The following is an 11,418-nucleotide window of genomic DNA, read 5'->3' on the forward strand; positions in this document are numbered from 1 at the left end:
GGCGGTCTGGTCGGCGATCCGCCAGCGGACCCCGTGCGGCTCAGGTCTTCAGCTTGCCGTTGCGCTGCTGGATCATCATCATCGTGTCGAAGGTGTAGTCGGTGGTCTGGCTGTAGAGATACCAGTCCTCGATGAACGGCTTCATCGCGTCCCACTGCCGCTTGAACTCGGCGTTCTCGCCCGAGATCTGCTCGAACACCTCGCGCGAGGCGTCGAAGGACGCCATCATCACGTCCTCGGGGAAGGGGCGAAGCTGCGCGCCGCTTTGCGCCAGCCGCTTGAGCGCCGGCGGGTTCTTCCAGTCATAGTTCGCCAGCGTGTTCATGTCGGCCGCGCGGCAGCAGGTCCGCAGCAGCGACTTGTAGGTCTCGGGCAGCTCGTTGTACTTCGCCAGGTTGAAGAACATGCCGACCGTCGGCCCGCCTTCCCAGAAGCCCGGGTAGTAGTAGTAGGGCGCGACCTTCTGGAAGCCGAGCTTCTCGTCGTCATAGGGGCCGACCCATTCGGCCGCGTCGATCGTGCCGCGCTCCAGGGACGGGTAGATGTCGCCCCCCGCGATCTGCTGCGGGATCACGCCCAGCTTCTCGACCACGCGCCCGGCCAGGCCCGAGATGCGCATCTTGAGGCCCTGCATGTCGGCGACCGACTTGATTTCCTTGCGGTACCAGCCGCCCATCTGGGCGCCGGTGTTGCCGGCCGGGAACGAGATCAGGTTGTACTTGGCCAGGAACTGGTTGTAGCTGTCGATCCCGCCGCCGTGATAGTTGTAGGCGGCCTTGCCGCGCGCGTTCAGCGTGAACGGCAGGTCGGCGCCGCAGGAAAACGCCGCGTCCTTGCCCCAGCTGTAATAGCCGACCGAGTTCGACGCCTCGACCGTGCCGTCGGTGGTCGCGTCCATCGCCTGCAGGCCGGGGACGATCTCGCCCGCCGCGAAGACCTGAAGGTTGAACTTGCCGTCGGTCGCCTCGCGCAGGCGGTCAGCGACCTCGACGCCGCTGCCGTAGATGGTGTCGAGCGATTTCGGGAAGGACGACGCGACGCGCCAGTTGATGGTCGGGTTTTCCTGCGCGATGGCGGGCGCGGCCAGCGTGGCGCCGGCGGCCGCGACGGCACCGCCGAGCGACGCGGTGGTCAGGAACTTGCGGCGGTCCAGTGTGGTTTTCTCGGTCAAGTGCATCTCCTCCTCTGGTGCGGGCGACGGCATTGACCCACCGTTCGCCCGCCTGCGACGGCCAGATTGCAATGCCTCCGGGCCCCTGTCTACTCGCCGCATCGGCCCCGCGCCGCATTTCTGGCGGGGCGCCCGCAGGCACCCGCGCGTGGCCCTGCGCGCGGCCGTCCGTGCGGGCGTGCAGGCAGGGGCGCGTGCGGCCGCGCAACGCCCCTCGACCCGTCATCCGCGACCGCGCGAAAGCGGCTTTTCCTTTGCCTGCGGTTGTGGAATTCATGCGCCATATTCCGGCGAGGGCATGACACGGCATGGCGACAGGCAACGGCACAGAGACGGGGCAGGGACTTCGCCTGATCGCCCCGCCGCTGCTCTACGCGATCCTCCTGCTGGCGGTCCCGCTGCTGACGATCCTGGCCTATTCGTTCTTCAAAGACGGCTATCTGACGATCGTCCGCGAGTTCACGCTGGAAAACTACCTCGCGACGTGGGCCGACCCGATCTTCCGCACGATCCTGGTCCGGTCGCTGATGGTGGCGGCGATGGTTACGGCGGTGACCGTGCTGATGGCGTTCCCGGTCGCCTATTTCCTGTCGTTCGTGGTCGCGCCCGAGCGCAAGGCGCTGTGGATCTTTCTCATCACGATCCCGTTCTGGACCAGCTACCTCGTCCGCGTGTTCCTGTGGAAGGTGATCCTGGGCTTCAACGGGGTCATCAACTCGGGTCTCAAGGCGAACGGTCTTATCGACGAGCCGCTCAAGTTCCTTCTGTACAACACCGGCTCGATCGTCATGACGCTGAGCCATTCCTACGCGCCCTTCGCGATCCTGCCGATCTATGTCGCGCTGGAAAAGATCGACCGCTCGCTGCTCGAGGCGGGGCGCGACCTGGGTGAAAGCCGGCTGATGACGTTCTGGCGCGTGACGCTGCCGCTGGCGATGCCCGGCGTGGTCGCGGCCGTGCTGATCGTGTTCATCCCGACCATCGGCGACTACGTGACGCCCACGGTGATCGGCGGCGGCAAGATCCCGATGGTCGCGAACCTGATCCAGGCGCAGATGCTGGACATCGACAACAAGCCGCTGGGGTCCGCCGTGGCGATCAGCGCGATGGCGGTCGTGACGGCGCTGAGCCTGGCGTTCCTGTTCCTCAACCGCCGCTTCCTGAAGGTGCGCGCATGACCCGGCTGCGCGGATCGGGCCTTCGGGTCTATACGCTTCTCTACCTCGCGTTCCTTTACGCGCCGATCATCCTTTTGCCAATCTTCGCGTTCAACAACGCGACCGTCATCGCATTCCCGCTGCAGGGCTTCACGACCAACTGGTTCGTCCAGATGGCCGAGAACCCGACGCTGCGGCAGGCGCTGCTGAACTCGCTCTTGATCGCGGTCAGCGCGTCGGTGCTGGCGACCTGCCTTGGCATCTTCGCGGCCCGCGCCTCGACCCGGTTCGACTTTCGCGGCAAGGGGCCGGTGATGGGGCTCATCATGCTGCCGCTGGTCCTGCCCGAGATCATCGTGGCGGTGTCGCTGCTGGTGGTGCTGCTGGCGGCCGGGGTGGGGCTGTCGATCTTTACCGTGATCCTCGGCCACACGCTGATCTGCATGCCCTACGCGGTCGCGATCCTGTCCACCGCGTTCTCGAGCCTCGACAAGTCGCTTGAGGAAGCGGCCTACGATCTCGGCGAGACGAAGTGGAGCGCGTTCCGGCTGGTGATCCTTCCGCTGGTGATGCCCGGGATCGTGTCGGCGCTGCTGATGAGCTTCACCATCAGCCTGGACGAGTTCATCATCGCCTTCTTCCTTGCGGGCAACCAGCCGACGCTGCCGACCTATATCTTCAGCCAGCTGCGGTTCCCCAAGTCGATCCCGATGATCATGGCGCTCGGCACACTGCTGGTGCTGATGTCGATCCTGCTTCTGACCCTTGCCGAATACTTCCGCCGCCGCGGCGTCGCCCGCACCGGCCAGACCGATACCGGAGGCTTCATTTGACCGCCGCCCACACCCTTCAGCCCGTCGCGCTGGCCGCATCCGCGTCGCCGCGCGGCCCCGCGCGGCCTGCGCTCGACGATCGCAAGCCGATGATCGAATGCCGGGGCGTCCAGAAATACTACGGCGACTACCACGCGCTCCGCGGCATCGACCTGACGATCCGCGAGGGCGAGTTCTTCTCGCTTCTCGGGCCGTCGGGCTGCGGCAAGACGACGCTTTTGCGGACCATCGCCGGGTTCGAGGGGATCGACGGCGGCGTCGTGCTGGTGGACGGGCGCGACATGGCGAACGTGCCCGCGAACGTGCGGCCGACGAACATGGTGTTCCAGTCCTACGCGATCTTTCCGCACCTGACCGTGGCCGAGAACGTGGGCTTCGGCCTGCGCCGCGATCCGCGTTCGCGCGCCGAAAAGGCCGCGGCGGTGGACGACGCGCTCGACATGGTGGGGATGAAGGGCTTTGGCGGGCGCGCGGCGCACGCGCTGTCGGGCGGGCAGCGGCAGCGGGTGGCGCTGGCGCGGGCGCTGATCCTCAAGCCCAAGGTCCTGCTGCTGGACGAGCCGCTGTCGGCGCTGGACCGCAAGATGCGCGAGCAGATGCAGGTCGAGCTCATCAAGCTGCAGCGGCAGGTGGGCATCACCTTCGTTCTCGTGACCCACGACCAGGAAGAGGCGCTGGTCATGTCGGACCGGATCGCCGTCATGTTCGAGGGCGAGATCGCGCAGCTGGACGGCCCCGAGGCGCTGTATGCGCGCCCGGCCAGCCGCCGCGTCGCGGATTTCATCGGCGTGATGAACTTCATGCCCGCGCGGATCGTGGGCGAGGGGGCGGACCACGTCACCGTCGCGGTGCCGGGCTTCGGCACCGTGGACATCCCGGCGGCAAACGTCAGCCGCGCCGATCGCGGCGACGCGGGCCCCAGCATCGGCTTCCGCCCCGAGGCGGCGACGCTGCTGCCGATGGGCGCCGAAGCGCCGGGCCGCGTGACCGAAGGCGTGATCGACGAGGTCGTCTATTACGGCGACATGACCTATTACGACGTCATCATGGACGGCAGCGACGACTATGACGGCGTCCCGCACGAGGTCCGCATCTCGATGCGGAACGTGTTCGGCCGCGAGGTGCCGGACGTCGGCACCCGCGTCCGCGTCAGCTGGTCGCCGGGCTCGCTGGTGCTGTTTCGCTGAACCGCGCCGGCCGGTGTCTGGCCGCGTGGCATGGTGCGCGGTGCCATGACTGCGCCGCGCCGATGGCGCCTGCTTTGGCGCACCGCCGGTCTCGGCCATGCCTGATGATCGGAACGCGACCATGACCGATGCCGCTTCCCTCTCCGTCCTGATCGCGGAGGACGAGGTTCTGGTGTCGATGTTCCTTGCCGATGTGGTCGAGGACGCGGGACTGCGCGTGGCAGGCGTCGCCCGCACCGTCGAGGACGCGATCGCAAAGGCGCATGCCAATCCGCCCGACCTCGCGCTGCTCGACATGAACCTGAAAGGGGGCAGCGGGATCGAGGTGGCGCGCGCGCTGGCGGTCTACGGGACCGCGATCCTGTTCATCTCGGGCGATTCCGGGCTTGATCGCGACCCGGCGGTGCAGGCGATCGGGCCAGCCGCGGTGCTGGAAAAGCCCTGCATGCCCGACCGACTGATCGCAGTGCTGCAAAAGGTCGCGGCCGACGTGACCGCCGCCGGCGCATCCTGAGCCGAGCGGCCGCCGCGGAACACAGGACGTCGCGCACAATCGACATCCCCGACGACATGACGGTCATGGTGGCGAAGTCGCGCCGGGGGCACGCATGAACGGCAGCGGCCCGGATAGGCTCGACCGCGCGCCGCGCGCGATCCATGCGGCGATGCGGCGGGTCGCGACGCCACGCTGATGCCGCCGGAAGCGCGTCAGGTCGGCGGCAGGTCGGCCACGGTGCGGAAAATGCGCTCGATCGCGTCGATGATCCACGCCGTCGCCGGGCCGGGCGCGCTGCGCCGGCGGGTCACCAGCCACAGGTCGTAGCTGGTGGTCGGCGCCTCGGACAGGCTCATCCGCACAAGCCGGCCCTCGTCCAGATCCTTCTGAACCATGTGCAGCGGCATGTTGCCCCAGCCGATCCCCTGGATCAGCAGCGCGTGCTTGGCCGACAGGTCGGCGATGCGCCACGTCCGGGGCGAGCGGACCGAAAACTCCTGCCCTTCGGTCAGGGTCGAGCGGTCGGTCAGCACCAGTTGCAGGTAATCGCGCGCCTCGCCCAGGCGCAGGTCGTCGGCGGCCAGCGGATGGTCCGGCGCGCAGACCGGAACCAGCGTGATCGCGCCGAGATAGCGGTGGTCTGTGTTTTCGATCACAGGAGCGATGGGGCCGGTCACGGCCAAGTCGGCGCGGCCCGACAAGAGCCGTGCAAGGCCGCCCCCCAACGCCTCGACGTGCAGCTGCATCGGCACGGTCGGGAACGCAGCGGCGAAGTCGCGCAGCAGTTCGGCCGCCGCCGACATCGGCACCATGACGTCCAGCGCCAGCGCCACCTGCGGCTCGATCCCCCGGGTCAGCCCGGCCACGCGGGCCCGCAGCCGGTCCATGTCGTCGTCAACCCGCCGCACCTCGGTCAGAAGCGCCTGCCCCTTGGCGGTCAGCTTGGGCTTGCGCGACCCCTCGCGGTCGAAAAGCGACATGCCCAGTTCGGATTCGAGGTTCGACAGGGCGTAGCTGATGACGGACGTGGCGCGCCCCAGCTTGCGCGCGGCGGCCCCGAACCCGCCTTCGTCCACCACGGTAAGAAACACCCGCAACTGCTCGATCGTAGGGGATATTTCGTGCGATCCCGGGCCGTTTTCGCCGCCCCCATTTTCCGGTTTTCTGGCCACCGGATCAAAGCTCGATCGGAAGGGCTGTCGTCGCCTTCATCTGTTCCATCGACAAAAGCGCGGTCACGGACTGGACCCGCACCTCGGACGTCAGCGCCTGATAGAAGCGGTCGTAGGCGCGCGCGTTCCTCACCTGAACCTTGAGCAGGTAGTCGATGTCGCCGGCAAGCCGGTGCGCCTCGACCACCTCGGGGCGGGCGCGGACGGCGGCGATGAACTTGGCAGCCCAGGTCGGGTCGTGTTCGGCGGTGCGGATCAGGACGAAGAAGCACGCCTCAAGCCCCAGCGCCTCGGCATCCAGAAGCGCCACCTGCGCGCGGATCACGCCCTGGTCGCGCAGGCGGCGAATCCGGTTCCAGACCGGGGTGCGAGAGGCGCCCACCCGCGACGCGATCTCCTCCAGCGGCAGGGTCGCGTCCTGCTGCATGAGCGCCAGGATCTTGCGGTCGGTTGCGTCGAGCCGCGCAGGTCCGCCCCCGTCCTGAGGGTCGCGCCGGTCCCTTCGCCCCCCGGCTTTGGGGGCGTCGGAGGTCGTGCCCGTGCGAGCTGAGGGGGGGCGCGATTCGTCCGGCATGGGGGAAACACCTGCAGTTTGAGGGCTGCGGAGAAAACATTCCGGGAACAGAACAGACTGTTGGCGCGCAGGTTGCTGCACGCGGCGGCGCGCGTCAACGACAACAAATTATTACGACAGAACATCATCGGAACAGCGCGTTGTTCAGGAAAATGTTCTTTGTCAGGGGTGTGCGGGACTATGTTGATGCACCGAACAGGTGACCGACACCCGCGGTGACGGCCATCGCGAACACGCCCCAGCCCGCCACCCGAAGCGTCGCGGGCAGCATCGGGGCGCCGCCGGTCCGCGCGCCGAGCGCGCCCAGAAGCGCCAGCGCCGCGACCGTGACGATCAGGACCGTCGCCACGAGGGCGCCGGCGGGCGCGGCCACGGCAGCCAGCAGCGGCAGCGCGGCGGCGACCGAGAAGGTGACGCCCGACGCGAACGCCGCCTGCAGCGGGTTGGGGGAGTTCAGCTCGTGCAGGCCGAGTTCTTCCCGCACATGCGCGCCGAGCGCGTCGTGGGCCGTCACCTCGCGCGCCGCGGCGATCGCGGTCGCAGGTGTCATCCCGCGGCTCTCGAAGATCGCTGCAAGCTCGGCCAGCTCCTGTTCGGGCATGCGTTCCAGCGCGTCGCGTTCGCGTTCGATATCCGCGCGCTCGATGTCGGTCTGGGAATGGACCGACACGAACTCGCCGGCCGCCATCGACATCGCGCCCGCCGCCAGTCCTGCGATGCCCGCAAGCAGGATCGTCGGCCGGTCGCCGGTGGCGGTCGCCATCCCCACGATCAGCGAGCTGACCGAGACGATCCCGTCATTGGCCCCCATCACCGCCGCGCGAAGCCAGTTCGAGCGGTTGATGAGATGCGGCGCCTCGGGGTGGGCCGACGGGTCGTCGCTGTATTCGGTCACGTTCGGATCTCCGTGCCGCAACGGGCGGCCGGGCGATCCTAGGCACGCAAGCGCGGGTTGGCGAGCCGGTCAGTCGCCCATCGAGCGGGTCAGCTCGTTCGGCGTCAGCGTGTGGTCCACGGGCTTGTACCCTGTCTGGTCGGGCAGCGCCTCGGCGTCGCCGCTGACCGGATCGGTCTTCATTCGAAAGCCGCGGTCCACCTGGTCGGACGGCATCACCGGATAGTCGCCCGAGAAGCAGGCGTCGCAGTATTGCGGGCAGGCGTCGTTGCGCCCCTGCGCGTCGCCGGCCGCGCGGTAAAGCCCGTCAAGCGAGATGAAGGACAGGCTGTCCACGCCGATCCAGTCCTTCATCTCGGCCGGCGTCATCTGCGCGGCCAGCAGCTTGTCGCGGTCTGGCGTGTCCACGCCGTAAAAGCAGGGCCAGGCGGTCGGCGGGCTGGCGATGCGGAAGTGAACCTCGCTCGCGCCCGCGTCCAGGATCATGTCCTTGATCTTGCGGCTGGTGGTCCCGCGCACGACGCTGTCATCAACCAGCACCACGCGCTTGCCGCGCACCAGCGCCCGGTTGACGTTCAGCTTCAGCCGCACGCCCATGTTGCGGATCTGCTCGGTCGGCTCGATGAACGTCCGGCCCATGTACTGGTTGCGGATGATCCCCATGGCGTAGGGGATGCCGCTTTCCTGGCTGAACCCGATCGCCGCGGGCGTGCCGCTGTCGGGGACCGGGCAGACGAGGTCCGCCTCGGCCGGCGCCTCGCGCGCGAGTTCGACGCCGATCTGGCGGCGGGTCTCATAGACCGAGCGGCCGCCGATGATCGAATCGGGGCGGCTGAAATACACGTGCTCGAAGATGCAGAACCGGCCCGGATGGGTGCCGAAGGGGCGCGAGCTTTCGATGCGCCCCTTTGAGATCACGACCATCTCGCCCGGCTCCACGTCCCGCACATAGTCGGCGCCGATGATGTCCAGCGCGCAGGTCTCGGACGACAGGACGTAGCCTTCGTCGCCGATCTTTCCCAAGACCAGCGGGCGCACGCCTAGCACGTCGCGCACGCCGATCAGCTTGGTGCGGGTCATCGCGATGACCGAGAACGCCCCTTCGACCCGGCGCAGCGCGTCCTTCATCCGCTCGGGGATGTTGCGCTGGATCGAGCGCGCCATCAGGTGGATGATGCATTCGCTGTCGCTGCCGGACTGGAAGATCGAGCCGCGTTCGATCAGTTCGCGCCTGAGCGCGGTGGCGTTGGTCAGGTTGCCGTTATGGGCGATGGCGCAGCCGCCCATCGCGAATTCGCCGAAGAACGGCTGCACGTCGCGGATCGCGGCGGTCTTGGTGCCGCTGGTCGAATAGCGGACATGGCCGATGGCGAGGGGGCCCGGCAGCGTCTCCATCAGCGAGGACTTGGTGAAGTTGTCGCGGACGTAGCCGAAGCGGCGGGCGCTGTTGAACCCCTGTTCGGGGTCGTGGGCGACGATGCCGCCCGCTTCCTGGCCCCGGTGCTGCAGCGCATGCAGGCCAAGCGCCACGAAGTTCGCGGCATCGGTTACGCCGATGACGCCGAACACCCCGCATTCCTCGTGCAGGCTGTCGGAATCGAACGGGTCGGCGAGGAATGGCTGCATGGCACCACCTTGGGGTCGCGGCGTCGCGTCGGGGGAACGGCCCTATCTAGGGGCCGGCAACGGGAAAGTCACGCCCCCGGGCGCACGGGCCGGGAACGATTGCGAAGGGACGGGTCGCGGGATCAGTTTGTGGCAGGGGCCGGGGTGGTGGTCGTGGTCGTGGTGGTGGTCGCGGCCGGGGTTTGCGACGGCGACACGGCGGCGCCCGTCGGGCCGCAGGTCCGCACCAGCTGCTCGTAGCGACCGACGATCCAGCCGGGCGCATCGGCGGGGATCTGCTGGTCCATCTGGCCGCGCATCCGCTCGAACACGGCGCTGGAGCGCGAGTTCTCGACCATCGCGATCGGCTGCGTCGGCATCACCCGGTCGTAGACGATGAACGCGATCGCAACCAGAAGGATGCCGCGCGCGACCCCGAACAGGAACCCCATGCCCTGGTCCACGCCCCCCAGCGCCGAACGCTGGATCACCGACGAGAACAGCGGGCTGATGATCGAGAACACGACCAGCGCCACCGCGAACACCACCGCGAAGCCCGCGATCATCCCCAGTTCGCAGCTGTCGCCCAGGAAACGGTCCAGATAGGGGATCTGCGCGATCATCGGCCGCACGGTCGCCGCGAACAGGAACGCCAGCACCGCCGCGCCGATCCAGCCCAGAATCGACAGCGATTCGGCCACGAACCCCCGCGAATAGGCAAGGATCGCCGACAGGATGATCACCGCCGCAACGATGCCGTCGATAAGGGTAAATCCGTCCATCACATCGCCTTTGCTGCGGCTGTCCCGCCTCGCTTCATTCCGCCCGCGCGCCGTCACCCGGCGCCGAACGTCTCGCCCACGAAGCCGGTCAGGTCTGACGCCCGATCAAGCCGCATGCCGTCCGCGCCCTCGATCTTTTGACCGGCGGGCACGATCGCGTGTGAAAAACCAAGTTTCGTCGCCTCTTTCAACCTGTTTTCCGCCTGGGACACCGGGCGAAGCGCGCCGGAAAGGCTGATTTCGCCGAAGAACACGGCCTCGGCGGGCAGGGCATGATCCTCGCGCGCGCTCAGAAGGGCGGCGGCGATGGCAAGGTCGGCGGCCGGTTCGGCGACGCGCATGCCGCCCGCGACGTTCAGGAACACGTCGAGACCCGCGAACGGAACGGCGCAGCGCGCCTCCAGCACGGCAAGGATCGTGCTGACGCGGCCGCCGTCCAGACCCACGACCGTGCGGCGGGGCGCGGCCAGCGTCGAGGGGGCGACGAGCGCCTGGATTTCGGTCAGGACCGGGCGCGTGCCCTCGATGCCCGCAAAGACCGCGCTGCCCGCGACGGGCTGGCCGCGTTCCGAAAGGAACAGCGCCGAGGGGTTGGCGACCTCGGCAAGGCCGCCGCCCGTCATCTCGAACACGCCGATCTCGCCCGAGGGGCCGAAGCGGTTCTTGACCGCGCGCAGGATGCGGAACTGGTGGCCGCGCTCGCCTTCGAAATACAGCACCGTGTCGACCATGTGTTCGACGACGCGGGGGCCGGCGATCTGGCCTTCCTTGGTGACGTGGCCGACAAGGATCACGGCGACGCCGCTGCGCTTGGCGAACGTCACCAGCTCATGCACGGCGGCGCGGACCTGGCCCACGCTGCCGGGCGCCGCGTCAACCGTGTCGGACCACAGCGTCTGGATCGAATCGATGACCGCCACGTCGGGGCGTTCCGCGTCGAGCGTTGTCATGATGTCGCGCAGCGCCGTTTCCGTTCCCAGCCGCACCGGCGCATCGACCAGCCCCAGCCGCTGCGCCCGCAGCCGCAGCTGCGCGCCCGCTTCCTCGCCCGAGACATAGACCGCCTGCACACCCCGCCGCGCGAACGCGGCCGCCGCCTGCAAAAGCAGCGTGGACTTGCCGATCCCCGGATCGCCGCCGACCAGTATCGCGCTGCCGGGGACAAGACCGCCGCCCAGGACGCGGTCCAGTTCCTCCATGCCCGAGGGCGCGCGCGCGGGCGGCGCCTCGGTGATGTTCAGGCCGCTCAGCGGGATCGTCTTGCCCCGCTGCGCGCCCAGGCCCCGGCCCGGCCCCTGGCTCAGCGGCGCTTCCTCGACGATGGAGTTCCACTCGCCGCAGGCGTCGCAGCGGCCCGACCACTTGCGGTGGGCCGCGCCGCAGGCAGTGCAGGTGAAGACGATGACGGGCTTGGCCATGCGGGGGCTTGTGCCAGAACGCGGGGGCGGGCCGCAAGCGGCGCGAGCCTCACGGCAATGTCGGCTTGTCTTGTGGCGGGGCGCGGGGCAGGTTGCGCGCGCCTGACGAGAGGCCTGCCCCGAAAGCC

General features: G+C 68.5%; 9 protein-coding genes and 2 pseudogenes. 4 read left to right on the forward strand and 7 right to left on the reverse strand.

Annotated features, from left to right (window positions below; genetic code table 11):
* Positions 1 to 40: 40 nt before the first annotated feature.
* Positions 41 to 1,153 carry a TRAP transporter substrate-binding protein gene (locus tag FNF32_RS04500; RefSeq protein ID WP_131674599.1) on the reverse strand — a complete coding sequence of 371 codons (1,113 nt, stop codon included), beginning with the start codon at positions 1,151 to 1,153 and terminating at the stop codon, positions 41 to 43.
* 326 nt (positions 1,154 to 1,479) lie between these two features.
* Between FNF32_RS04500 and FNF32_RS04505 the strand changes: the two genes are divergently transcribed.
* The 4 genes from FNF32_RS04505 to FNF32_RS04520 all read left to right on the forward strand — a co-directional run bounded on the left by FNF32_RS04505 (position 1,480) and on the right by FNF32_RS04520 (position 4,862).
* Positions 1,480 to 2,349: an ABC transporter permease gene (locus FNF32_RS04505; RefSeq protein WP_131674592.1), complete on the forward strand. Its 870-nt coding sequence runs from the start codon at positions 1,480 to 1,482 to the stop codon at positions 2,347 to 2,349.
* 5 nt (positions 2,350 to 2,354) lie between these two features.
* Positions 2,355 to 3,161 (forward strand): ABC transporter permease, encoded by an 807-nt coding sequence (locus tag FNF32_RS04510; RefSeq protein WP_131674598.1) that lies wholly within the window; start codon positions 2,355 to 2,357, stop codon positions 3,159 to 3,161.
* 89 nt (positions 3,162 to 3,250) lie between these two features.
* Positions 3,251 to 4,348 carry an ABC transporter ATP-binding protein gene (locus FNF32_RS04515; RefSeq protein ID WP_131674597.1) on the forward strand — a complete coding sequence of 366 codons (1,098 nt, stop codon included), beginning with the start codon at positions 3,251 to 3,253 and terminating at the stop codon, positions 4,346 to 4,348.
* A gap of 121 nt (positions 4,349 to 4,469) precedes the next feature.
* Complete coding sequence (locus FNF32_RS04520) at positions 4,470 to 4,862, forward strand: response regulator (protein WP_185961849.1); 393 nt, start codon at positions 4,470 to 4,472, stop codon at positions 4,860 to 4,862.
* Positions 4,863 to 5,056: 194 nt separating this feature from the next.
* On the opposite strand, the gene FNF32_RS04525 is transcribed toward FNF32_RS04520, so the two are convergent.
* The 6 genes and pseudogenes from FNF32_RS04525 to radA form a co-directional block, all read right to left on the reverse strand.
* Positions 5,057 to 6,016, reverse strand: coding sequence for a LysR family transcriptional regulator (locus FNF32_RS04525; protein WP_281285642.1), 960 nt, complete (start codon positions 6,014 to 6,016; stop codon positions 5,057 to 5,059).
* A gap of 4 nt (positions 6,017 to 6,020) precedes the next feature.
* Positions 6,021 to 6,479: pseudogene (locus tag FNF32_RS04530) on the reverse strand (Lrp/AsnC family transcriptional regulator); the annotation flags it as partial.
* Positions 6,480 to 6,768: 289 nt separating this feature from the next.
* Positions 6,769 to 7,485 (reverse strand): VIT1/CCC1 transporter family protein, encoded by a 717-nt coding sequence (locus FNF32_RS04535; RefSeq protein WP_246087688.1) that lies wholly within the window; start codon positions 7,483 to 7,485, stop codon positions 6,769 to 6,771.
* Positions 7,486 to 7,662: 177 nt separating this feature from the next.
* A pseudogene (gene purF / locus FNF32_RS04540) lies at positions 7,663 to 9,111 on the reverse strand (amidophosphoribosyltransferase); the annotation flags it as partial.
* A gap of 122 nt (positions 9,112 to 9,233) precedes the next feature.
* A complete protein-coding gene (locus tag FNF32_RS04545; protein WP_131674588.1) occupies positions 9,234 to 9,872 on the reverse strand; it encodes a CvpA family protein in 639 nt (212 codons plus the stop codon).
* A 53-nt stretch (positions 9,873 to 9,925) separates the two neighbouring features.
* On the reverse strand, positions 9,926 to 11,290 hold the full coding sequence (radA, locus tag FNF32_RS04550) for a DNA repair protein RadA (protein ID WP_131674587.1): 1,365 nt from the start codon (positions 11,288 to 11,290) through the stop codon (positions 9,926 to 9,928).
* Positions 11,291 to 11,418 lie beyond the last annotated feature (128 nt).

The sequence above is a fragment of the Paracoccus marinus genome (assembly GCF_007018965.1).
In the GTDB taxonomy this organism is placed as follows: domain Bacteria; phylum Pseudomonadota; class Alphaproteobacteria; order Rhodobacterales; family Rhodobacteraceae; genus Paracoccus; species Paracoccus marinus.

What these genes read in the sequence shown, in the direction of transcription:
- FNF32_RS04515 (WP_131674597.1), top strand. Translation starts at nt 3,251, where the DNA reads ATGATCGAATGCCGGGGCGTCCAGAAATACTACGGCGACTACCACGCG.
- FNF32_RS04545 (WP_131674588.1), bottom strand. Translation starts at nt 9,872, where the DNA reads ATGGACGGATTTACCCTTATCGACGGCATCGTTGCGGCGGTGATCATC.
- FNF32_RS04505 (WP_131674592.1), top strand. Translation starts at nt 1,480, where the DNA reads ATGGCGACAGGCAACGGCACAGAGACGGGGCAGGGACTTCGCCTGATC.
- radA (WP_131674587.1), bottom strand. Translation starts at nt 11,290, where the DNA reads ATGGCCAAGCCCGTCATCGTCTTCACCTGCACTGCCTGCGGCGCGGCC.
- FNF32_RS04520 (WP_185961849.1), top strand. Translation starts at nt 4,470, where the DNA reads ATGACCGATGCCGCTTCCCTCTCCGTCCTGATCGCGGAGGACGAGGTT.